The sequence below is a fragment of the Niastella populi genome (assembly GCF_002078015.1).
GTDB lineage: Bacteria > Bacteroidota > Bacteroidia > Chitinophagales > Chitinophagaceae > Niastella > Niastella populi.
This window is the reverse complement of the sequence record NZ_LWBP01000089.1, coordinates 95,110-119,594: the sequence shown is the minus strand read 5'-3', so window position 1 is coordinate 119,594 and position 24,485 is coordinate 95,110. Positions and strand designations below refer to the sequence as shown.

The window sequence follows — 24,485 nt, the reverse complement described above, 5'->3', positions numbered from 1 at the left end:
AAATCAGCTAATTGCCTTGCAAACCTGGTTTGCAAGGCTTTTTTTTATACGGTGTTCAGCATTAATGATACCTCGATGACACCTCATTGCCTCCTCAGCGCCCGAGGACCCATAGAGGTGGTTTCGAGGAGGCAAAGAGGACCCAAAGAGGAGAACCCGGGGTTAAAGAGTGGTTCATGTCTCATCACACCGTTATACTACGTTCGTCACAACAGTTTTCTCTGTTCGTCACGCCTGCAAAGCAGTTTTCGGGGAGAATGAGCTGTTCGTACCACCGGTTTGAGGAAGTCGTCACATATTTGGGAGGCCACCGTCACAAATTGGAAAGAAGGGGGTGTTCTAAAAGTTATTTTTGTGATGCGTACGTAAGTTCTTTTAAAGGAATAAAATTGACCGGGTTAGTTGATAATGGAATGGTTGAACCTGTATTCCATTATCACATTATCTAGTTATCGAATTATCACATTGATTAATTCCGCTTCCATCCAATAAGGATCACACCAATGATAACCAGGAGGGTTCCGGCGATCTGCGCGGGAAATATTTTCTCGCCCAGGATAAAATGCGCCTGAATGATGGTGGAAACGGGACCAATGGCAGAGATGATGGCCACATTGTTCGAGCCGATGCGTTTCATACCGCTTGCCAGCATGAAGGTGGGCAATACGGTGGCTACGATGGCCAGCAATAACCCATACCAAAAGTGGGATGCGGCTTCCTGTAAAAGCTGCAGGTTGCCGCCGCTTACGGCAAAATGCACAAACACGCCGGTGGTTGATGCCAGCATGGCATAAGCGGTAAAACGCGTAACGCCTACCGTTGGTATCATGCGGCCGCTGCCGACGATGTAAACGCTATAGGTGATGGAGCACAAAAAGATAAGGAAACTGCCCCAGAGAAAATTGGGATTGCCGATATCGAAGTGTAATTCGCCCAGGTAAGCGATGCCGATACCGGCATAGGTGAGGAACAACGCGATCTGCTGGGTTCGAACGACAGGTTGTTTAAAGACTATGGCGTTGATAAATACCGCGAAGGTGGGATATAAAAACAGGATCAGCCGCTCTAGTCCGGCCGTAACATACTGCAAACCTACAAAATCGAACAGGCTGCTGAGGTAATACCCGAAGATGCCGAGGCCGACAATGCCCAGCCACTGGCGAATGGTAAGCGGTGTTAGGCCTTCCTGCCGGGCAAACCAGATAGCGCCTAAATAAAACGGAAGGGAAAAAGTCATCCGCAACATAAGCAGGGTAATGGCATCCATAGACGTGTTCGCAAAAGCCACCTTTACAATGATAGCTTTTGTTGAAAACAAAATGGAACCAATTATAGTGATGAGGAATCCCGTTAAAGCGACGTTATGTTTTTTCCCTTCCAATATTAATTCTTAAACAGATACATTAAAATCTCTCAGCGCATCATTCAAACTCGTTTTCAGGTCGGTGCTTGGTTTGCGCTGACCAATGATGAGCGCGCAGCTTACATGATATTCGCCTGCAGGGAATTTTTTGGCATAGGTACCGGGAATTACGACGCTGCGTGCCGGTACACGTCCTTTATATTCAACCGGTGTATCACCACTTACGTCGATGATTTTGGTGCTTTGAGTCAATACCACGTTGGCGCCCAATACGGCTTCTTTTTCAACTACCACGCCTTCTACCACAATACAACGGCTGCCGATAAAACAACCATCTTCAACGATAACAGGTGTAGCCTGTAAAGGTTCCAGCACACCCCCGATGCCTACACCGCCGCTCAGGTGCACGCCTTTACCAATTTGTGCGCAGCTGCCCACGGTAGCCCAGGTGTCGACCATAGTGCCTTCATCGACATAAGCGCCGATATTTACATAAGAGGGCATCAGTACCACGTTTTTGGCAACATAAGCGCCATAACGTGCTACGGCGTGAGGTACAGCCCGTACGCCCAGTTCTTTATAATTCTTTTTAAGCAGCATTTTGTCATAGAACTCAAACGGCTCCAGGTTCCAGGTTTGCATTTGCTGGATGCCGAAATACATCAAAATCGCCTGTTTTACCCACTCGTTCACCGTCCATTTGTTCCGATCGCCATCGGGAGCCGGTGCGGCCACGCGCAAACGGCCTTTATCTACTTCTTCAATTACAGCTTTTACCGCGTCGGTATATTTTTTTTCTTTTAATAACTCGCGATTGCTCCAGGCTTCGAGTATCAGATCTTGCATTTCTATAATTTTTTGCAAACATACAGTACAGATCATAAATCTTTTATAAAAACATGGCGCTTTTGCCCGGTACCCCGTAAATAAGGCAAATGCCGGCAATAGCAATAATATGGCAACCGTTTTGGCCGCTGTAAACCTTTTGCTATTTTTAGCGCTTTTAATACCCTTAACTATGCGTTTTTTGATCTTTGCCCTGTTTTTTCACTGTTCCATTATGGTGCCGGCCCAGCAAAGACATTTTGAAGTACCCATGGGCTGGCGGGGAAAAAAAATGGAATTACATACCATTTCCAACAAAAACAAAACGCAAAGCTGCACGTTTGCGGTAAACAGCGATAGCATCAGGGCATTCGTTTTTAACCGCCGGGTACGGCTTATCAGGCAATTTGGCCTTGTGCGCAATTCCAGTGAAAAAATACTGGGCGGTTTTATAAAAGACTCCATGGTGTACCTGTTTACAAAACCGGCAAAGGATGAGCTGCACAGCTATGTGCTGGAGATAGCAACCGGTAAAATAAGGGACCACTACATTGCATTCGATCTTAAAAAAGAAAAAGCGGTAGAAAATATCAGCGCAGGCGATCGCTTTTTATATTTTACCTCGAACAAAAACACGTCGGAATTCAGCATCTATAATTTTACCGGTGAGCAACAGTGGGATACGTTGCGGTATACTTTTCCCCCCGATAGGTGGGAAGACCTGGTCACTTATCAGGGGTTTAGCCCTGTTGCGAGTGTTAAAAAAGTTGACCTCGAAGGCGAAGCCAGCATCAATACAGCGGTTAAAGGCAATAAGTTATACCCACGTAACGATACGCTGTTCCTGGTAATGAATAACCACCGCGATTCCACCCATGTATACAGTTTCGATCTTGAAAATAAAAAAGTGAATACCTGGCTCATAAAACATCATGAGCATGTAGTTCCCCCAACCATCGCTTATTCAGACAATTCTTTTTTATTGCGGAACAAATTGTTTTACGTGATCGTAACACCGGATAGTTTATGCATACAGGTGGTTGACCTGTATACCGGGGCCATCAACAGATCATTTGTAGCGAACAGGGAAGACGAGATCTCCTTTAAAAATACCCCAATCATGCAGGAGGGCGGCCAGTATGTTTCCGGCACAAAACGCGAATTGGGTAAAACCAAACAATTGCTGCGGAAAATGGTGAATGCCGACGCGGTGATCACTGCCACCATGAACAATAGTGGCCAGGTAGAACTGATCGTAGGGTCCTATGCGAAACTATCTGCCGGCGGCGGTGATATGGTGTTTGCCAGCGGATCGGCAATGACTCCTATGGTTGTGGTACCCACCGGCGGTGTTACCCGCAGTACCTGGCTAAAATCGGCCCGGTTTAAAACCCTGTTGAATGCCAGTACATTTGAGCACATTGAAGGCGAAATGAATAACTCCATCAATGAAAAAATTGAATACTGGACCGCAGATATAAAAATACCTGCCGAAGCGGAAAACCTTTTTATGACCAATGGGAATTATTATTATGCCTATTACAGCAAGGGTGAACGCAAACTGATAATTTTAAAATTTTAGCGATCTTTTTTTGACCCTACATTTGCACCATGGATTTTTCGCACGATATAGATCATTGTTTAAAGGTATTACAGGGTGGGGGACTGATCCTTTACCCCACGGATACCATCTGGGGCATTGGCTGCGATGCTACCAATGCCACTGCCGTGAGCCGCATTTATAATCTGAAACAGCGGCCCGACTCAAAAAGTATGATCATTCTGCTGGCCGATGAAAAAGAGCTGATGCAGTATGTGGCCAATATCGACCTGCAGGTGTTCGATCACCTCGCCAAAGCTAAAAAGCCTACTACGGTGATCTATGACGGCGCCATCGGGCTGGCCGATAATGTGATCAGCTCCGACGGTTCGGTTGCCATCCGCATCGTAAAAGATACTTTCTGCAAACACCTGATCAAAAGGTTTCGCAAACCGATCGTATCTACCTCGGCCAATTTATCGGGCGATCCTTCTCCGGCGACCTTCGGTGAAATTATGCCCGCCATCTGGCAGGGGGTCGACTATATTGTTCAACACCGGCAAAAAGACACGACGCCGCATGCGGCATCAGCTATTATTAAGTGGAATAGGGATGGGAGTGTAACTATTATCAGGGAATAAAATAGTTTGTAGTTTATTGTTTGTGGTTTGTTGTTCTTTTAAAGGAAGTTCGCTATTAATTTTGAACCTCAAGTGCGGCAGCAACCACAAACTACAAACCACAAACCACAAACAAATTAGAATGAACTTTCTCATTATACAAACCGCCTTTATCGGTGATGTGGTGCTGGCGACAGGCATTGTGGAAAAACTGCACCGCCATTTCCCCGATGCGAAAATTGATTTTCTGGTAAGAAAAGGCAATGAAGGGTTGCTGCATAATCACCCGTACCTGAACGAAGTGCTTATCTGGGACAAAAAGAACGGCAAACTAACAAACCTGTGGAAGATGTTAGGGATCATCAGGAAACGCCGGTACGATAAAGTGATAAACGTACAGCGTTTTGCCGCCACCGGTATACTCACCGCATTTTCGGGCGCCCGCGAAACCATCGGGTTCGATAAAAATCCCTTCAGTTGGGCGTTCAGCAAAAAAATAAAACATGTTATCAGCGATGTGCAGCACCCCATACACGAGGTTGACCGCAACAATGAGCTGATCAGCGCTTTTACGAACGACGAGGTAATGAAACCGCACCTGTATCCTTCCGCGCAGGATACGGCCGCCGTACAGGGTTATAAGAAACATCCGTATATCACCATTTCACCGGCATCGGTGTGGTTCACCAAACAATTCCCGAAAGATAAATGGATCGCATTCGCCAAAGAAATACCGGCGAACTATACCATCTATTTACTGGGGGCGCCCAATGATGTGCCCCTTGCCGAAGAAATTCGCGCCGGCGGTATAACCGCCACAGTGGTGAACCTGTGCGGCAAACTGAGCTTTTTGCAATCGGCTGCGCTGATGAAAGAAGCGGTCATGAATTACGTGAATGATTCGGCGCCCATGCATTTTGCCTCATCGGTAAATGCGCCGGTAACGGCCGTGTATTGCTCTACCTTACCGTCATTCGGGTTTGGACCGTTATCGGATAAACGTTTTATTGTAGAGATACAGGAGCCGCTGGCCTGCCGGCCCTGCGGGTTACATGGCAGGCCCGCGTGCCCGTTAGGCCATTTTAAATGTGCGTATGGGATTTCGAGTGGGCAGTTGGTTGAGCGTTTGAGAAGTTGACAAGTTGATAGAGTTGATAAAGGTTTCTCTGTGCGGCAGGCTGAGTAATAGTTGAAAGGTTGATAAGTTGATAGAGGTTGATAAGGAATTCCTGCTTACCGCCCCCGATGAGGTCGGGGATTGCCGATTTACGATTGCCGACTGCCGATCCACGAAAATAGTACATTTGCAATAAGGACAAGAATAATGGATATAAAGTGCAACGAAAAGGAACTGTTTGTTTTTAAAAAGATCGCTCATGCTGCCGAAGAACTGGGTGTGCCCGCATATGTGATCGGCGGTTTTGTGCGCGATAAATTATTGGGCCGTACAACAAAAGACGCCGATATCGTTTGTGTGGGCGATGGTATTCAACTGGCGCATAAGGTGGCAGAACGCTTCCAGCCAAGACCTTCCGTTTCCTTCTTCAAAACCTACGGCACCGCCCAGATAAAACTGAAACACTTTTACGATGAAGTACAGGGCGAGGTAGATCATAAACATATTACCGGTGTGGAGAATGGCGAACAGGAAACTGTTCCTGCAACTACCATCATCACCGGGGGCGATAGTGATCAACTTAATTCCCCCCCCACCGCGGGGGAGCAGGGGGGGGCCGCGCTCGAAATTGAATTTGTTGGCGCGCGTAAAGAAAGTTACCGCTATCATAGCCGCAACCCCGATGTGGTGCCAGGATCGTTAAAAGACGATCAGGACAGAAGGGATTTTACTATCAATGCCATGGCCATTTCTTTGAATACCGAAGATTACGGAAGGCTGATAGATCCTTTCAACGGCCTGCACGACCTGGAGAAAAAGATTATTCAAACACCGCTCGATCCCGGAACCACATTCAGCGACGATCCGCTGCGCATGATGCGCGCCATCCGGTTTGCAGCGCAATTGAACTTTACCATTGCGCCGGCTACGTTCCAGGGCATCAAGGACCATGCAGAACGCATCAGGATCATATCGCAGGAACGCATCACCGAAGAGCTGAATAAAATATTGTTGAGCCCAAAGCCATCCATTGGTTTCGACCTGCTTTATCAAAGCGGTTTGCTGCATATCATTTTTCCGCAAATGGTTGACCTCGCCGGCGCCGAATACATCGACGGGCTGGGCCATAAAGATAATTTTTATCATACCCTGCAGGTGGTTGATAACATCTGCCGCCATACCAGCGACCTGTGGTTGCGTTGGGCAGCTTTGCTGCACGATATTGGTAAACCGCCGACAAAGAAATTTGAAAAAGGCCACGGCTGGACGTTCCATGGACATGAAGTGGTAGGGGGCAGAATGGTGCCGAAACTGTTTGCCAGATTGAAGCTGCCGCAAAATGAAAAACTGCGTTTTGTGCGCAAACTGGTAGAACTGCACTTACGGCCAATAAGTCTTACAAAAGAAAATATCACCGATTCTGCCATACGCAGATTGTTGTTCGATGCCGGTGACGATATAGATGCGTTGATGTTGTTGTGTGAGGCCGACATCACCTCAAAGAACAAACAAAAAGTGATCCGCTATCTCGAAAATTTCGAGCTGGTGCGCCACCGCCTGAAAGAGGTAGAAGAAAAAGACCGTATACGTAACTGGCAGCCGCCCGTTACCGGTGAAATAATTATGGATATATTCGGACTTTCACCATGTAAAATAGTGGGCGACCTCAAAAACAGCATTCGCGAAGCCATCCTCGATGGGGAGATCGATAACTCCTACGACGCCGCATATGATTTTATGATGAAAAAAGCAGCAGCACTGGGGCTGCAGCCTGTAAATAAAATTTAAGATTTTTTGATTTCGGGATTTTGAGATTTAGCGATTACGCAATTTATTAATCTGCTGAACATATTGAAATCTCAAAATCAGAAATCGAATTTTGGCCCATATGCGGTAATTTCCCGGCGCAGCTTTTGCTTTATTTGCATAAAACGGTATCACTGTGTATGTTCGGGCATTTTGTTGCTATGCAAATGCACCTTAAATTGCATACTTTGATAGTTGGGGAATTGTCTTATTTTTGACACGGAGGCAATTGAAAGGTAGGTGCAACCGGCTATAGAAACGGCTGGCACTTTGCAAATATTTGGATAAATATTTGCTCACTAAAAATATAGGGAATTAATTTTCGAATATACCCGGCATTAAGCACGGGGAATAAACAAAAGAATAAAGAACCTGAAATTTTAAGTATGGCTGTTTTAAAATTCAGAATATATTTTGAAGAAGACGACAGTATCTACCGGGATGTTGCCATAAAGCATACACAAACTTTTTTGCAACTGCACCAGGTAATTCTGAAGTCGTACGAGTTTGATAGTAAACATCAGGCTACGTTCTACCGCAGTAATGACAACTGGCAACGCGGTCGCGAGATCAGTCTGGCCCAATACGATAAACAGTACAAGGTGGCCCCGTTGCTGATGGAAAATACGGCGATCGGTTCTGAGATCAAAGATCCCAACCAGAAATTCATTTTCGTTTACGATTTTGTAAAGAACTGGAGTTTCCTGGTTGAACTGATCAGCGTATCGAAAGAAGAAAGTAGCAAGATCGATTATCCTGCAGTCATAAAATCGGAAGGTATTGCGCCATCGCAATACGGCACCAAAGGTATTGCCGGCGACAAGCTTACCGAAATGGAAGAGAAATATGACCTGAAAGCTGGCACCGAAGGTTTCGGCACCGAAGGCGATGGTGATGATGAACTGACAGAAGGAGAGGGCGAAGAAGCCGAAGAAGGTGGACAGGATGACGAAGTATAAGAGTTTATAGTTTATGGTTTATAGTTTGTGGTTGCTGCCGCGCTTTGAAACTCGAAATTTCTTTCGAACTACCCGCTGGAAGAACAATAAACCATAAACAAAAAAACATAAACTGAATCTTGTTTTGAGTTCTTTACAAGCTCAGGCAAACAATATGACTGAAAAAACTTGTGTAATTATTGCGGGGCCTACCGCCGTAGGCAAAACCGCCGCAGCCATAGCCGTAGCCAGGCATTTCAATACCGCCGTCATTTCAGCCGACTCCCGTCAGTGCTTTAAGGAAATGACAATAGGCGTTGCCAAACCCTCCCACAGCGAACTGCAACAGGTGCATCACTATTTTATCAATTCCCATTCCATACACGATGATGTAAACGCTGCCGTTTTTGAGCAATATGCTTTACAGGCGGCTGATGAAATATTTCAGCAGCACGATTTGGCTGTTGTAACCGGCGGCACCGGTTTGTACATAAAAGCGTTCTGCGAAGGGCTCGATGACATGCCGCCTGTTTCTATAAACATCAGGCAGGCCATTACAGCGCAATACGAGCGGGCGGGACTGGCCTGGTTACAACAACAGGTACAGGAGCAGGACCCGCTTTATTACGCAACAGGAGAGGTGCAGAACCCCCAGCGGCTGATCCGTGCACTGGAAGTAAAACAGGCAACTGGCGAGTCTATACGCACTTTTCAGCAGGGAAAAAAAGCAGCGCGCCCGTTCAGGATCATAAAACTGGGGCTCGAACTGCCCAAACCCGAATTACATGCGCGTATCAATACCCGGGTTGATCAGATGATGGAGCAGGGGTTGTTGAATGAAGTAAAACAACTGGTTCCTTATAAACAATTGAATGCGCTACAAACCGTAGGTTACAGCGAGCTGTTCGAATACCTCGACGGAAAAATAACACTGCAGCAGGCCATCGATCAGATAAAGACCAATACCCGGCAATACGCCAAACGGCAAATGACTTGGTTTAAACGGGATGCAAATATGCAATGGTTTTCACCTGATGCTGTTGAGAATATAGTTGAGAAGGTGGTTAATTAGTTGTTCAGTTGTTCAGTTCATAGTTCACAGTTCATAGTTCACAGTTCATGGTTCGGGACTAATATATAAATTCATGCCTCACTCTCGTCGGGCTGCTTCGGGCCCTACTTGCCTTTATGCCTCGTTGCCTCGTTGCCTCGTTGCCTCGTTGCCTCGTTGCCTCGTTGCCTTTTATATTTTTAACCCCAACGTCAGCAGAATCTGCCCGATATTGCTTTTTATATTGGCGAATGTGTTTTCTGTGAATCGCGGATCTAACCGGTATGGGAAATGTACATCTTTATAAATGCTGTGCGCATAGGTAAGATCTACAAAAACGCCTTTGTCGCGATACCCCACGCCGGCGCTGTAAATTTGCCGGCTTGCCTTTAATGCATCTTCGGCATACGGATTGCCATAATGTGCGAAACCCGCACGCACCATAAACGTATTGAATTTCAATTCGCCGCCAAATCGTAAGTTTAGCGCGCCTTTATAATAATCTTTTACGGTCTTGTTCAGGTTATCGAAATAAGATTCATCGCCTGTTTCTTCACCGGGGTTGAAGCGGGTTGAGCCATAAGTCACATATTCCACATCGGCGGTAACAAAACCGCGTTGACGCGTTACATCTTCCACTTCATGAAAGATATAGGAACCGCTCACCAGGAATTTCCAGGGCGAGGTCATATCGAATTTGTATTCGGGCGTTTGGCCGCCATCATAGTAATCGGAGGTAATACTGTCAATGCCGGGATCATTGGGGTTGGTTTGCCTGAACAACCCTTCTACATCTGTGACCATTTTGGTCCACAATCTATCCTTTAAACCATAGAGTGTTGGCGTATGAATGGCAGCGCCAACGCGCAACTGGTTCACGGGTTTGAAAATAACACCCAATTTGGCATTGAAGCCTACGCCGGTAGTGGTCAATCTTTCTTCGTACCGGGTGTATTTAAAATTGTTGTCGACATCATTCGATGGGTCCGATTCGGTAAACTCGAGCCTGCGCTCATATTTTACGATGGGAATACCGATGCTGCCGCCGATATAGAATTTATCATTGTTGTTGCCGGCAAAACCAATGGCAATTTCAGAGATGCCGCCTGTGGTGGTGATCCTGTTTTCCTGTACAACCGAATCGAGGTATTCGGGCCGGCCAAGTACCTGTAAAACTCCCATGACGGTGGCGGTATCTATAAGGTAAGTATACACGGCCATTTTGGTGCCAAGCGAAAGATAAGGGCTGTTTCTTACGTCATTGAGGGAAACACCCGAGTTCGAAAATTCTTCGGCATATTGTTCTGAAATGGAACTGTAATTATTTCCACCCTTATAATAAACTGAATTATTGAAGTTGGCGGTGCGGTTAACGGCAATACTGAACACTTTATTTCCAAATGCTCGACCGGGATCGCTGGAGGCCGATACAAAACCAGAGGCGCCTATATTGAACCGGTTCTGGTTATTGCTGGTAGCATTCGATTCGCGGTAAACGCTTTTGCTGTTTGCCAGCGTAAATCCGGGTGTAAGCACGATCTCGCTTACTTTATACATGCCTAAACCGGCCGGGTTAACAAAGTTGGCAGTGATATCGCCGCCGAGGGAGCCCATAGCCCCGCCAATGGCCTGGTTACGCGCCGTTCCTGAATGCGTGTTATAGCCCAAACGCATCACATCTTCGGGTAACTGGGCCATAGCCGCACTGCCGGCTAATAAAAGAAAAGACAATGTAAGGGTGTGCTTCATTTGCAAACATTAAGCGTAAAACGTGAAACGTGAAACGGCAAATATACCTCTCGACTGAGTGTTGGGCTTAATTCCGGTGCCTCGCTCCGTTGCTGCAGTGTGATGATGGTATAAGCCGGGTTGATTGTTTTTTTAACAATTTCACGCTCACAATAGAAAAAAAGCTTTTGTCTATAGTGTGAAAGTACACTACAGGTATTAATAATTTCAAAAAACAGTTGGTCTGTCATTATTTACGGAAAGGACAACCTTGCTGAACTTTCTTGAGATTTCGGTATGAAGCGAGGTTAGAAAAACGGGTTCCTTTCACGTTTGCCGTCTGTCGTTTCAGTCCTTCGTCTATCCGCCCCGGCTTGGCCTGCTGCCGCCGCCGCTGCTGCCTCCACTGCTACCGCGGGAAGAACCGCCCGATGATGCGGGCGAGTAAGTTCTAACCGGCGCTGAAGAGGGGGATGAAGGCTGATAACCGCCGTTGCTGCCACTGCTGCTGGGATATACCCGGCGTAATCCGCCGTTATTTGAACCCGGCGTATAATAGCTGTCGTTACGGGTATTATACCGGCCATTGTTCGATTGGTAGATCGGTCTGCCGCCGCCACCGCTGTTGCGGTTGTTGTAGCTACTGTTGTTACTATAGGTGGCCATATTGAAATTACGCACCGAATTGTATACAACCGGGTTGGTTTTGTAGCTGCCTACGATAATACCGGGGCAATAGGGGTTGTAAAAGCTGTTCCAGTGGTAATAACTGTTCCAGTAAGAATTAAACGACCAGGGGTTGTAATAGCTGTAAGGCCCGAAACCCATACCCATGCCATAGCCAAACCCACTGTATCCATAACCGCCGGCATAATAAGGGTTGTACATGCCGTAATAACCGCCATTGTATTGCCAGTCGTTCAATGTGGAATAATTGTCGAACGCGCTCCAGCGATAACGATCGCGCACCCGCATCCGCAAATAATTGTCATCGGGATTGGTGTTATCGTAACGGCCATAGCTGCGGCCTTTCCTGGTATTGTCAACTGTAACGTAAGAATCTTCCTGCGTGCGACCTGGAGAATAATATACATCGTCGGGAGTTTGGCCCGAACGGTATACCGAGCAGCTCGTTAAGACTGCCATCGCCAGGAATACAGGAAGTATATTTAGAAACCTCATAGTAATGGTTTTAGACTACTAAATAATTTGAAAGCAATTCACATTCAGCAGCTAAATGCTACTTTTGCGTTTTTCCCGAACTAAAGTTACACAAAAAAGACAGCCCCTGCCAGGAAATAATTGCTTGACGAATGTTAAAATTTATCGACAAAATGCCTGATAATGAGGCTGGAAGGGCAGGCCAAGCGGAATTAAATCATCATTAAAAAGACTCCGATCTATATAAAAAATAAAACATGAGCAAAGAGATCACCAGCCGAAGCACAGATTATTCGCAATGGTACAACGATTTGGTTATTAAAGGCGGCCTGGCCGATTATTCGGCCGTAAGAGGTTGTATGGTAATTAAACCTTATGGGTTCAGCCTGTGGGAAAACATGCGCGACGCCCTTGACAAAATGTTCAAGGACACCGGGCACGTAAACGCCTATTTCCCGCTGTTCGTTCCCAAAAGTCTGTTTGAAGCCGAGGAAAAGAACGCCGAAGGATTTGCCAAGGAGTGCGCGGTTGTAACGCACTACCGGTTAAAGACCGATCCTTCGAAAAAAGGCGCCCTGATGGTTGATCCCGATGCAAAACTCGAAGAAGAGCTGGTGGTTCGCCCCACCAGCGAGGCCATTATCTGGAATACCTACAAAAACTGGATCCAGAGTTACCGCGATCTGCCGCTGCTCATTAACCAATGGGCCAATGTGGTTCGCTGGGAAATGCGCACCCGCCTGTTCCTGCGTACTGCCGAGTTCTTATGGCAGGAGGGGCATACCGCCCACGCCACGGCCAAAGAAGCGGTGGAGGAAACCATTCAGATGCTGAACGTGTACGCCGATTTTGTAGAGAACTGGATGGCATTGCCGGTGATAAAAGGAGTGAAAACCGAGAACGAACGTTTTGCCGGCGCCGTTGATACCTATTGTATCGAGGCCCTTATGCAGGATGGCAAGGCCCTGCAGGCCGGTACTTCGCATTTTCTGGGGCAGAACTTCGCCAAGGCGTTTGACGTGAAGTTTTCCGATAAAGACAACAAGCTCGATTACGTATGGGCTACCAGCTGGGGCGTAAGCACCCGCCTTATCGGCGCGCTGGTGATGGCGCATAGCGACGACCAGGGATTGATCATTCCGCCAAAGATCGCTCCGCTGCAGGTGGTGATCGTTCCTATTTATAAAGGGGAAGAACAAAAAGCGCAGATCGACGTAAAAGTGCAGGAACTGGTAAAACAGCTGAAGGCCGCCGGCGTTCGTGTTAAATACGACGATAACGACAATGCACGCCCGGGCTGGAAGTTTGCCGAATATGAAATGAAAGGCGTGCCTGTTCGGGTAGCGATCGGGTTAAGAGACCTCGAGAACAATACGGTTGAGCTGGCCCGCCGCGATACCAAAGAAAAACAAAGCGTATCGATGGACGGCCTCCCTGAGCGCATTGTGCTGCTGCTGGCCGAAATTCAGCAATCTATTTACAATAAAGCGCTGGCTTTCCGCAATTCGCATATAACTACCGTCAATACCTGGGATGAATTTGTAAACATCATCAATGAAAAAGGTGGTTTTGTATCTGCGTTCTGGGATGGTACTTCCGAAACGGAAGATGCCATTAAGGAGAAAACTAAAGCAACCATCCGTTGCATTCCTTTAGATAACCCGCAGGAAGAAGGCACTTGTGTGTTCTCGGGCAAACCCGCCAATCAACGGGCATTGTTCGCACAGGCGTATTGACAATGTATTTACGATAGTATAATACCCGTTACCCGTAAACCGGTAGCGGGTTTTTTCTTGCGGGTATTTCAGATTCCCCGCTATTTTTATATCTTGCCCCGTTGCTATCATTTTTAACCCCAAAAATCCAATAAAATAATATGGAACAGTACATTCAGACCGCCCCATCGAACACTGAATCGAACCTTTTTGAATTACAAATTGATCATGAGGTTAGCAGCCACTTACGCGAAACGGCGAAATGGGCCAAATTCCTGTCGATCGTAGGTTTTGTTGCCCTGGGATTTATATTGCTCATAGTCATTTTCGCGGGAAGCATGGCTTCTTATTCTGCCTATTCATCACCTTTAAGCGCAGCGTTTGGATATCGCGGTATTTTCCAGGTTGTGCTTTTGCTTGCAATGGTAGTATTGTATTTTATGCCCTGTTTGTTTATGTTCAAATTCTCGAACAAAATGCTGCAGGCATTGGGCAACAACGACCAGGAGACCCTGATAGCTTCATTCCGTCAGCTGAAATTGTGTTATAAATATATAGGAATATTAACGCTGGTGCTTATTTCATTGTATGCATTGATATTCGTGATAGGGCTCGTTTTTGCCGTTTCAAGATAGCATGCGAAGCGTTCAACCGGATTATTATATAGAATCAGCGCCGGAAAATTGCAGGGCCGTTTGGCGCTGACATATCCGGCGCTTGTTTTTTTAGTTGGTAGAATAATAGTTGTAATCCTTCAGCAGCGTTTGCAGGAAATCCAGTGCGTCCTGGTCGGTGCGCATTTTAAGTTTCGACTGTATGCGGTCGGCAATTTTAAGCGACAGGTCATAGTCGTTCCGCTTTTTCACCGTTTCAATAATATTCTTCAGGGTATTGATGTCGCGGTCGCTCAACTGCATCACCTGCGGGTAGCGTGGCTGATAGGTTGATTCCACTTCTGTAAACACCGTATCCTCCCAGGAAGTGCGTTTTTTAAGATCAATGAGAATGGTGCCGGCCAGCAGGTCGCCAATACGTTGCGATTTTGGCGTGGCGATGGTGCATATCAACCCGGCAAAAAGTATCAGTACCGTCCACCAGTTTGTATACCCCGTCATGGTGCTGAGAAGCATCAGGACCGGAAAGTCGACAATGCGGAAAAGCCAGCGAATTAGGAACTGGCTTACGGAAGGTTGCCCGCCCTGCAGCGTCATCACTTTTATCTGCATCACCATTTTCCCAACGCTTTGCCCGTTCATGGTGATCTCCGAAACCAGGTGGTACAAAATGAACGGCAGCAGGAACAGCACTACAGGCCATATTTCCTCGTCCCAGTCGCGGCCCGCAAGGGCGTTCAGGAACTTATTACCCAGCCACAGGTAGGTACCCTGGATGGTAATATCGATGAGCCAGGCAAAAAAGCGGCGATGGAACGGACTGAGCGCGAACTCTACTTCAATGTTAAAACCGGTATCTAATTTGACTAATAGCATAGGTATTCTTCAGCTTACAATATACAAATTCCATCATTTACGTTCCGGGAACCCAAAATAAAACACCCGCAATTACCATCCGGATCCGGTAACAGGAAACTGGTAACTGGTTGAAAATCGTAATTTCTTCCCCTTTAGGGGGCCGGGGGGTATTATTCTGCAAACTATAACAAGAATTATCTGTATCACAACGTTATAACGTGCAAAATTTCACTATTATATTTATGAACCCGTTTTATTTGGGCCTGAATAGGTAGATTTGAAACTTAAAAATACGTCTGCGTGAGAGAAGGACTATTTATAAAGAAAAATATTGATAAGTGGCGGAAGTACCAATATGAAGCACCTACCGATCCTGATGAAATGGCGCAACAGTTCACCGAACTGGTAAATGACCTTGGTTATTCCAAAACGTTTTATCCGCACAGCAAGGTAACGCAGTATCTGAACGATCTGGCTTCGCGCATTTACCTCACTATTTACAGGAACAAACGGGAAGAATCTTCCCGCATTACGCGTTTCTTTAAAACGGAGCTGCCGCTTACCATTCGCCGGCATCACCGCGAAATACTTTATGCATTTCTCATTTTTGTTGGTTTTGCGATAATGTCGGCATTTTCCGCAGCCCATGATGAAACATTTGTAAGAGGCGTGCTGGGCGATGGGTATGTTGAAATGACGGAAGACAATATCTCCAAAGGCGATCCGTTCGGCGTGTACAAACACTCGAACCCGTTGAATATGTTTGCCTACATTGCCCTGAACAATATTTACGTATCGTTCCAGGTATTCGTTTGGGGAATTTTCCTTGGCCTCGGAACGGTGTATATGTTATTCACCAATGGCGTAATGGTGGGTTCTTTTCAATACTATTTTTTTGCCAAGAACCTCGGCTGGCAGTCGATCCTGGTGATCTGGTGTCATGGTACGCTGGAGATCTCCGCTATCATTTTATCGGGCTCAGCCGGACTGATCTTAGGTAACAGCATCCTGTTCCCCGGCTCGCATAAGCGGTTGCATTCCCTCATGAATGGCGCAAAGGACGGTATGAAATTGATGATCGCCCTGGTGCCGGTATTGCTGGTGGCAGCATTTCTGGAAGGGTTTGTTACCCGGTATTCCTATTCTTCTATGCCATATTGGGTAAGCATCCTCATTCTCGCCGTTTCGTTTATTTTTATCATCTGGTATTTTGTATGGTATCCCGTACAGGTACAACGCCGAACAAAAGCCGAAAAAGCCGTTGAATAAACTATTTGCCCGATCGATGAACTATTTTGTTTCATACCGGTTACCGCTTCCCACTGTAAAAAACCTCAGGTTCGTACTGTGCCTGGCCGCGTTGCTTTCCTGCATCGCTCCCGTTCGTGCACAGGACGAAGAAGTAATAGCAGATACGGTGATTGCGCCGCCGGTTGAGTTCAATGATGATAATGGAATAAGGAGCGGTACGCTGCAGGAACAGCAACCCGAATTCAGACAAGTGCCCGACTCTGCCATCCGCAGTATGCAAAAGCGAAAGGATTTCGGATATGCCAACGATCCCAGATCGTGGGAGCGGGAACCCCAGCCCGAAATAAAGGCAAAGCCAGACAGCAAGGGGTTCTGGGAGTATTTCTATGATTTCTTTTCGGTAACGACCATCAGGCGGTTCACCTATGGATTGCTGATCGCATTTTTTGCATTTGTCGTATACCGGATTGTGGTAGTGAACAAACTGTACCTTTTCAGTTCATACAGAAAAGCCAGGCTGGCCCGGGGAGAGGAAGAAGAAACAGATATAGCCGATATCAATTTCGATGAAAAGATAAAACAAACCATTGCAGCTAAAGAGCACCGCCTTGCGGTGCGGTATATGTACCTGAAAGCCCTGCACCAGCTGAACGATAAACAATGGATCAGGTATCATGTCGATGGCACCAACCATGAATATGTTACCCAAATGAGCGGCCGCAAGCTGGCCAACGAATTCAGTTTTCTTACCCGGGTGTACGATTATGTGTGGTATGGCGAATTTGCGATAACCGATGAACAGTTCGACCTGGTACAAAAAAATTTCAGCCACTTTTACAACGCAGTGAATTCTTGAAACCAATAATACGATATCGATTTTTGACCTGGCTGGTGGCGCTCACCGGTTTACTGGCCGGTTGTAACTCAAAACGTTTGAACAAACGGGTAACCTTGTGGCGGAGCGATAAAATTCCCTATGGCACTTATGTTGCCTATGAGAACCTGTCGCATATGTTTCCGGAGGCTACGGTGATCATCAATAAAAACTCGCCCGACAGGTATAAATCCTATACGGTAAAGAACTTAAAGGAAGATAATGTTGAGGTAAGCGCGGAAGACAGCAAAACCACCTATATCATTATTGCCACCGATATTATTCCCGATGAAAATGAAGCCGCCGCTTTATTGGGCATGGTATCGAGGGGGCAGCATGTGTTTATTTCAGGCCTGCGCATTCATGAAACGCTGCTCGATAGCCTGCACCTGAAAACGGCTTATTATTCCAGTTCTTTCAATACCGAAGATTCGCTTACGGTAAGTGTAATAAACCCGGGCACCAGGGATTCCTTGTCGTACACGTACCCCGGTAAGGCGCTGGATAATTATTTTGTATCGATAGATTCCGCATTTACCACCGTATTGGGAAAGGATAAATTCGGGCGGCCGAATTTTGTGCAGTTCAATTATGAAGGCGGCGGTTCGCTGTACATACACCTGGCGCCGGCGGCTTTTACCAATTTCTTTTTACTGCATAAGAATAACAAAGCGTACTACGATAACGTATTTTCTTACCTGCCGAAGAACAGTGAAGTGGTGCGGTGGGACGATTACTTTCGCTATCACAAAGGCGGCAGCAGTGATGGTTCGAATAAAAATGGAAAAGGATTGTTTGGCGCAGGAAGCTGGCTGAGCAAACAACCCGCACTGGCGCAGGCCATGTGGTTGCTGCTGTTGCTGATGCTGATCATTTACCTGTTTGAAAGCAAACGCAAACAACGGGCAATACCGGTTATACAACCATTGAAGAACGCGTCGGTTGATTTTGTAAAGACAATAGGGCGGTTGTATTTTCAGCGGCGCGATAATAAGAACCTGGCCTATAAAATGGCCGCGCATTTTCAGGATTATGTGCGCAGCAGGTACGGCATCCGTACTTCATTCACCGATCCTGAATTCGAAAAAAGACTGGCCTGGAAAACCGGGTATGATGCCGGTCAATTGAAGGACCTGTTATATTTTATGAACATGTTACAGGACGAGCCTTCCGTAACCGATGAAGGGTTACTTGAACTGAATCGTAAATTGGAGCATTTTTATAAACACGTATAATACATGGAAAACTTTTTCGATGTCAGAACCGATCTCAGCACACTGCAACAATCGGTACATACCTTAAAAACAGAGATAGGCAAAGTGATCGTTGGGCAGGAACAGATGGTTGAACTGTTGCTGGCGGCTGTACTGGCCGACGGGCACGTTCTTATTGAAGGTGTACCGGGCGTAGCCAAAACTCTTACTGCCAAACTGCTGAGCAAAAGCATTTCGGTTGGTTTTTCACGTATCCAGTTCACCCCCGACCTGATGCCCAGTGACGTAATTGGTACGTCGGTTTTCAATCCCAAAGATTCTTCTTTTCAATTTAATAAAGGCCCCATCTTCAGCAATATTGTGTTGATAGATGAGATCAACCGCGCCCCGGCCAAAACGCAGGCTGCCCTGTTCGAGGTGATGGAAGAGCGGCAGATTACGGTTGACGGTCATTCGTACCAGTTATCGACCCCGTTTATGGTGGTGGCTACGCAAAATCCCATAGAGCAGGAGGGAACTTACCATTTACCCGAAGCGCAGCTCGATCGTTTCCTGTTCAAAATAAACGTTTCGTATCCTACGGCCGAACAGGAGTTCAGGGTGGTGTTGCAACATCACCAGCAGCACCTCGGCGATATGGTAAACCAGGTACAGGCCGCGTTGACCGCCACCCAGATCCAGGAGTTACGCAAACAGGTACGCACCATACATGTGGAAGAAAAACTGATCAGTTTCATTACCACTATTGTGGCCAATACGCGCAATCACAAATCGATTTACCTCGGCGCATCGCCCCGGGCATCCATAGGTATTCTGAACGGCGCCAAAGCGCTGGCCTCCATGCGCGGCCGCGATTTTGTAACGCCCGATGATATCATCTATGTTATTCCGCCGGTATTGCGTCACCGTATCGTATTGACGCCCGACAAAGAAATGGAAGGCGCTTCTACCGATGATGTGATACAGCAGATCATTTCTACCATAGAGGTTCCAAGGTAAATGTTTGTTGTTTGTAGTTTGTGGTTTGTTGTTGCTGCCGCAATTAATGCTGCCCGAAAATTATCGGACAGCCTGAGATTAAAGAACCACAAACAACAAACCATAAACCACAAACCGTTTAATAGTGCCGTGCACATCCTTTATTCACTGAAGCATGACCTTATACAAAAGATTCATATTACCACTCTTCTTTGGCCGCCATTTTTACTGGGCGTTCGTAGGGGTTATTTTATTGTATGTATTGTCGTACAACTGGCCGGTGCTTTTACCGGTGGCGAAAATAAGCCTGTGGTTTTTTCTGGCCATGGTGGTGCTCGATTATGGTTTGCTGTTCGTGAAAAAGGAAGGCCTGAAGATAGAACGGATCGTGAGCGAGAAGTTCAGCAATGGCGATATCAACAAAGTGCAACTGGCCATTACCAACCAGTTCCATTTTCGCATTACGCTGAAAGTGATCGATGAAATTCCGGTGCAGTTCCAGCAACGTGATTTTTCTGTAGATGCCACGCTGAACAGCGGCGAAACGCAAAACATAGCGTATAACCTGCGCCCTACAGCGCGCGGCGAATATATTTTTAACGATACCAACGTATTTGTAAAAAGCCCGTTGCAGCTGGTGGTGCGCCGTTTAAAGCGGGAAGGAGAGCAAATGGTAAAAGTATTGCCTTCCTACCTCGCGTTGCGCCAGTTTGAGCTGCTGGCTTATTCAAACAACCTTGCCGAAGCCGGCAGCCGCAAGATCAGGAAAATAGGGCATAGCCTCGAGTTTGAACAGATCAAAGAATACGTGACCGGCGATGATATTCGCAGTATCAACTGGAAAGCCACCGCCCGCAAAGGCGGACAACTGATGGTGAACAATTACACCGATGAACGCAGCCAGCAGGTATATTGTATCATCGATAAAGGCCGCGTAATGAAAATGCCTTTCGAAGGAATGACCCTGCTCGATTATGCCATCAACGCCACGCTGATCTTATCGCGGGTGGCCCTTATAAAACAGGATAAGGCCGGACTGGTAACTTTTGCCGAGAACATCGGTAATTTTTTACCGGCCGACCGCAAGGCTTCCCAAATGGGCAGCATTCTTGAAACCCTGTACAACCAGCAAACAAAATTCCTCGAAAGCGATTTTGAAAAACTGTATGCGCATGTGCGTACCCGCATTGCACAACGCAGCCTCATCATATTGTTTACCAATTTCGAATCCTTATCGGGTTTGCAACGGCAGCTGCCATACATCAGGCATATTGCCCGCAATCACCTGGTGCTGGTGGTGTTTTTCGAGAATACCGAACTGCGCCAGTTGACCGATCAGCCGGCGAACGATATAGAAACCGTTTACACCAAAACCATTGCCGAAAAGTTTGTTTATGAAAAGCGGCTGATCGTAAAAGAATTGCAGCAGCACGGCATTTTCACCATTCTCACCGCACCGCAGCATTTAACGGTAAATACCGTGAATAAATACCTGGAGCTGAAGGCAAGGCAGGCGATATAGATGGGTGTTTTAATAAAACAGGTTGATCTGTTACCGGGCAAACTGATGGAACCGATCATTTTTATTAGCTTCGCACCCAAATGCAACAGGCGCCAAAAAATATGTTTGAAGAAGGACAGGTTTTATTGATCAATAAGCCACTTGAGTGGACTTCCTTTGATGTCGTTAGAAAGATCCGCAATTCGATCAAAATAAAAAAAGTAGGTCATGCCGGTACGCTCGACCCGCTGGCTACGGGGTTACTGATCCTCTGCACCGGGAAATTTACCAAGCGCATCAATGAATACATGGCGCAGGAAAAGGAGTATACCGGTACGTTTACCTTTGGCGCAACCACACCTACCTACGACCTGGAAAGCGAACCCACCGGTTTTAAGGATTACAGTTCCGTTACACCTGAACAACTGGCCGCCATTGCCCAACAATTTACCGGCGAACAGTTACAGGTGCCGCCCATGCATTCGGCCATTAAAAAAGACGGGGTACGGGTGTATGAGCTGGCGCGTAAGGGCCAGACCATTGAACTGGAACCCCGAAAAATAGTGATCAAGGAATTTGAGTTTACAAAGATAGAACTGCCCGTAGTGCATTTCAGGGTGGTGTGCTCCACCGGAACGTATATCCGCAGTCTTGCCAATGATGTTGGGCAGGCAGCCGGTTGCGGCGCCTATCTCAGCAGCCTGTGCCGTACAAGAATTGGTGAGTTCACAGTTGAAAAGGCCATGTCGATGGAACAGGCCCAGGAATGGATTGTGGAAATGAAGAATGAAAAACAGAGAAATGAACAAGGGGATACAGAATAACGAATGTTGAATGTTCAATGTAGAATGTCGAAGTGAAAAACCAAGTGCAGGGTTTACTTTCCGCTGTATTTACTTTTTCATTTTTAAATTCTCATTTCCCCTGTATTCAACTTCATCATTGAATATTCGATATTCAATATTCATCATTCTAGAAAGGATATCCGATCCCCAGCTGAAACTGCCCGTTCAGTATTCTTATATCATTGAACCACCCATCGTTCTCATGGGCGTACAACGGGTCTTTTAGCCGGTAGGCCCAGTCGAGCCGGATGAGGAAGAAGTCGAAATCGAACCGCAAACTGCTGCCCGCGCCAATCGCGAGGTCTTTATACAGGCGGCTGAATTTAAAAGAGGCTTCCGGAACCTTTTGATTTGTTTTGGGGTCAAACTCAGTGCTCCAGATATTCCCGATATCCACGAACAGGGCGCTGTTCACTTTAATACCCGCAATGGTAGTGATATTGAAACGGTATTCCGCATTCAGCTCAATTTGCATATTCCCGAAACGTTCGATGCCGCTGGTATCGGGTTTGTCGTACAGGTTCGATGAACCAGGGCCCAACCGCCTGATGGGCCAGGCGCGCATGCTGTACGGGCCACCGGCAAAAAATGCCTTGAAGAAGGGCAGGTTGTTCTCGTTTACGATATGCCCTGCGGTATCTTTTTTACCATATACCAAACCGTAACCGGCAAAAGCACGGAAGGCCCAGGATGAATGCGGATGGTCGATATAATGTTTAAACTCGCCGTCGATCTTTACAAAACGGGCCAGTGACCCCAGGTCAAGCCTTTTTATTAAGCCGAACAGGGCGCCGCTTTCTTCTACCCGGCCCCGCAAAAGGGTTAATTTATTATCCTTTTCAACCCCGGTCGATAAACTGAGCACCTGGCTGATGATAAGCCCGTTGTTGAAGGCAAATTTGTAGGAGCTGATCCTGTCTTCGAGTTTGCGCAGGCTGTCGGTCTTTATTACGTCGGTGTACTCGTAGTTCAAAGGAATGTACTGCCAGGTCTTCCGCCATCTTTGTCCAACCTGGTCCTGATCTTGCCGGCGGCGGCCTTTTACCCACTCGTATCCCCAGGAGGTATTGAAGGAGCGTGATTTGAACAACAGCAGCCTGTCGGTATAGGATGCGTTCAGGTTGAGCAGGGTGCGGGGCGCAATGAGGCTGTCGGTCTTTATTCTTATAGGCGAAATGAATTTCGGGAAGTTGATAGTATGCGCCACGTTGGCCTGCAGGGTTTGAATGATGTTTGTTCCCAGTTCAATACCAAAACGCGCACTGGTAACGGTTTGAATGGCTTCGCGGTAGGCGTTCCGGTTCAATAAACGCCCGTTCAAACCGATACCGAATAACTGGCCGGTAGCAAGGATATCGCTTACGTTGCGGCTGGTCTCAAACGCTATGTTCAGGTTCTGTTTCGGGTTGGGGTACAGCCGGATCCGCGCATCCAGTATGGGCGTGGTACTGTCTTTCCGTTCACGCATTTCAATATCTACGTTCTGCCAGGCGCCAAGGCTGGTAAAGATATTACTGGTGCGGTAATACCGCCGCTGGTTATACAGCGCACCCGGTCGCAAAGCGACATTGTTGGCAATAAAAGGCAGTTTAAACCGGGGCGAATTGTAAATGATCTCATACCCTTTGATATGGGCGGTATCGTGAATGGTTGAATCGAATTCTTCGTAACTGGCGTCGGGGTATACCTGCACTTTGCCGATATAGTATTTTTTTAACCGGCTGCTGTCCTTTACCGGGTGTTGCTTAAATACGACATTGATGGTTGGGTTCTCTCTTTTTTTGCGAAGCGAATCGAGCAACCTGAACTGTTCGAAGGGGTCGAGGGTAGGGTCGATAAGGGCCGCCACCACCGTATCTACTTCTGCATAGATATCTTCTTTATTGAGCTTGAAATACCCGTTATTGCGGAAAACAACCAGCAACCTGTCGAGCTCATCGGAAATTTTTTGGAGGGAGTAAGGTTCTGCTTTTTTTAGCGCCGATCTGTCCTGCTGCCGGGTTGCCAGGCGTTGCAGTTCGGGGTCGCGGAAGGCGTAACCGATAGAGTCGAGCCGGAGTACTTTACCCGGCGTTACCTTAAAATTGATATGAACGCGTTCCTGTTTTCCTTTTCTCTTATTAACGGTAGTTATGTGGAAGGTATCGGTTATTTCAGGGTGAAAGTAACCAAGGGAATGGAGCAGGCTGGTCATGAATATTTCCGACCTGCCGATATTGACCGAATCGAAAACCGGCGGTTTATACAACACCCTAACAACACCGGCATAGGTAATGACGCGGGTTTTCAGACTATCGTCGAGCTGGTTTTGCAATCTTTCCTGCAACTGAAGCTTGTCGGGCACATCTCCTTTTATATCTATCGTGGTCTTGTATACAAACGGTTTACCGGGTTGCATTTTCCTGGGAACCGTGCAGGAAGTTATTGACGCCGCAACGAAAGCGCAGTAAGCTATCCATTGAACCAATCTAAATACTGTAACTTGC

General features: G+C 46.9%; 20 protein-coding genes. 14 read left to right on the top strand and 6 right to left on the bottom strand.

From position 1 onward, the window contains the following. Positions 1 to 469: 469 nt before the first annotated feature. Together A4R26_RS09655 and A4R26_RS09650 are read right to left on the bottom strand one after the other, a co-directional pair. Complete coding sequence (locus tag A4R26_RS09655) at positions 470 to 1,381, bottom strand: DMT family transporter (protein ID WP_081163576.1); 912 nt, start codon at positions 1,379 to 1,381, stop codon at positions 470 to 472. Between the two features lie 9 nt (positions 1,382 to 1,390). Beyond that, on the bottom strand, positions 1,391 to 2,209 hold the full coding sequence (locus A4R26_RS09650; protein ID WP_242674872.1) for a 2,3,4,5-tetrahydropyridine-2,6-dicarboxylate N-succinyltransferase: 819 nt from the start codon (positions 2,207 to 2,209) through the stop codon (positions 1,391 to 1,393). Positions 2,210 to 2,381: 172 nt separating this feature from the next. On the opposite strand from A4R26_RS09650, the gene A4R26_RS09645 reads away from it, so the two are divergent. The 6 genes from A4R26_RS09645 to miaA all read left to right on the top strand — a co-directional run bounded on the left by A4R26_RS09645 (position 2,382) and on the right by miaA (position 9,281). After that, positions 2,382 to 3,770 (top strand): hypothetical protein, encoded by a 1,389-nt coding sequence (locus A4R26_RS09645; RefSeq protein ID WP_133054608.1) that lies wholly within the window; start codon positions 2,382 to 2,384, stop codon positions 3,768 to 3,770. Positions 3,771 to 3,799: 29 nt separating this feature from the next. After that, complete coding sequence (locus tag A4R26_RS09640) at positions 3,800 to 4,369, top strand: L-threonylcarbamoyladenylate synthase (protein ID WP_081163574.1); 570 nt, start codon at positions 3,800 to 3,802, stop codon at positions 4,367 to 4,369. A 121-nt stretch (positions 4,370 to 4,490) separates the two neighbouring features. Beyond that, positions 4,491 to 5,486, top strand: a complete 996-nt coding sequence (locus A4R26_RS09635; RefSeq protein ID WP_081163573.1) for a glycosyltransferase family 9 protein — start codon at positions 4,491 to 4,493, stop codon at positions 5,484 to 5,486. A gap of 186 nt (positions 5,487 to 5,672) precedes the next feature. Further along, complete coding sequence (locus tag A4R26_RS09630; protein WP_081163572.1) at positions 5,673 to 7,253, top strand: CCA tRNA nucleotidyltransferase; 1,581 nt, start codon at positions 5,673 to 5,675, stop codon at positions 7,251 to 7,253. Between the two features lie 404 nt (positions 7,254 to 7,657). Next, complete coding sequence (locus A4R26_RS09625) at positions 7,658 to 8,230, top strand: IS1096 element passenger TnpR family protein (protein WP_081163571.1); 573 nt, start codon at positions 7,658 to 7,660, stop codon at positions 8,228 to 8,230. A 154-nt stretch (positions 8,231 to 8,384) separates the two neighbouring features. Beyond that, entirely contained in the window at positions 8,385 to 9,281 is an 897-nt protein-coding gene (miaA, locus tag A4R26_RS09620) for a tRNA (adenosine(37)-N6)-dimethylallyltransferase MiaA (protein ID WP_081163570.1), read from the top strand. Between the two features lie 171 nt (positions 9,282 to 9,452). Here miaA and A4R26_RS09615 read toward each other — a convergent pair whose 3' ends face one another. Together A4R26_RS09615 and A4R26_RS09610 are read right to left on the bottom strand one after the other, a co-directional pair. Then, positions 9,453 to 11,009, bottom strand: coding sequence for an OmpP1/FadL family transporter (locus A4R26_RS09615; protein WP_133054607.1), 1,557 nt, complete (start codon positions 11,007 to 11,009; stop codon positions 9,453 to 9,455). Positions 11,010 to 11,348: 339 nt separating this feature from the next. Further along, complete coding sequence (locus A4R26_RS09610; protein WP_081163568.1) at positions 11,349 to 12,170, bottom strand: hypothetical protein; 822 nt, start codon at positions 12,168 to 12,170, stop codon at positions 11,349 to 11,351. A gap of 236 nt (positions 12,171 to 12,406) precedes the next feature. On the opposite strand from A4R26_RS09610, the gene proS reads away from it, so the two are divergent. Continuing rightward, positions 12,407 to 13,885: a proline--tRNA ligase gene (proS, locus tag A4R26_RS09605; RefSeq protein WP_081163567.1), complete on the top strand. Its 1,479-nt coding sequence runs from the start codon at positions 12,407 to 12,409 to the stop codon at positions 13,883 to 13,885. Between the two features lie 140 nt (positions 13,886 to 14,025). After that, positions 14,026 to 14,499: a hypothetical protein gene (locus A4R26_RS09600; protein WP_081163566.1), complete on the top strand. Its 474-nt coding sequence runs from the start codon at positions 14,026 to 14,028 to the stop codon at positions 14,497 to 14,499. A 90-nt stretch (positions 14,500 to 14,589) separates the two neighbouring features. On the opposite strand, the gene A4R26_RS09595 is transcribed toward A4R26_RS09600, so the two are convergent. Continuing rightward, a complete protein-coding gene (locus A4R26_RS09595; protein ID WP_081163565.1) occupies positions 14,590 to 15,354 on the bottom strand; it encodes an RDD family protein in 765 nt (254 codons plus the stop codon). A 282-nt stretch (positions 15,355 to 15,636) separates the two neighbouring features. Here A4R26_RS09595 and A4R26_RS09590 point away from each other — a divergent pair, with 282 nt between their 5' ends. The 6 genes from A4R26_RS09590 (at position 15,637) to truB (ending at position 21,978) form a co-directional block, all read left to right on the top strand. Then, a complete protein-coding gene (locus A4R26_RS09590; RefSeq protein ID WP_081163564.1) occupies positions 15,637 to 16,605 on the top strand; it encodes a stage II sporulation protein M in 969 nt (322 codons plus the stop codon). Between the two features lie 16 nt (positions 16,606 to 16,621). Continuing rightward, complete coding sequence (locus A4R26_RS09585; protein WP_081163563.1) at positions 16,622 to 17,443, top strand: DUF4129 domain-containing protein; 822 nt, start codon at positions 16,622 to 16,624, stop codon at positions 17,441 to 17,443. Then, entirely contained in the window at positions 17,440 to 18,696 is a 1,257-nt protein-coding gene (locus tag A4R26_RS09580) for a DUF4350 domain-containing protein (protein WP_081163562.1), read from the top strand. Before A4R26_RS09585 ends, A4R26_RS09580 begins: the two co-directional genes overlap by 4 nt. Positions 18,697 to 18,699: 3 nt before the next feature. Then, on the top strand, positions 18,700 to 19,674 hold the full coding sequence (locus A4R26_RS09575) for an AAA family ATPase (protein ID WP_081163561.1): 975 nt from the start codon (positions 18,700 to 18,702) through the stop codon (positions 19,672 to 19,674). 154 nt (positions 19,675 to 19,828) lie between these two features. Beyond that, positions 19,829 to 21,175 (top strand): DUF58 domain-containing protein, encoded by a 1,347-nt coding sequence (locus tag A4R26_RS09570; RefSeq protein ID WP_081163560.1) that lies wholly within the window; start codon positions 19,829 to 19,831, stop codon positions 21,173 to 21,175. A 101-nt stretch (positions 21,176 to 21,276) separates the two neighbouring features. After that, on the top strand, positions 21,277 to 21,978 hold the full coding sequence (truB, locus tag A4R26_RS09565) for a tRNA pseudouridine(55) synthase TruB (protein WP_242674871.1): 702 nt from the start codon (positions 21,277 to 21,279) through the stop codon (positions 21,976 to 21,978). A 148-nt stretch (positions 21,979 to 22,126) separates the two neighbouring features. Here truB and tamL read toward each other — a convergent pair whose 3' ends face one another. Further along, positions 22,127 to 24,466: a translocation and assembly module lipoprotein TamL gene (tamL, locus tag A4R26_RS09560; RefSeq protein WP_165760212.1), complete on the bottom strand. Its 2,340-nt coding sequence runs from the start codon at positions 24,464 to 24,466 to the stop codon at positions 22,127 to 22,129. Positions 24,467 to 24,485: the final 19 nt, after the last annotated feature.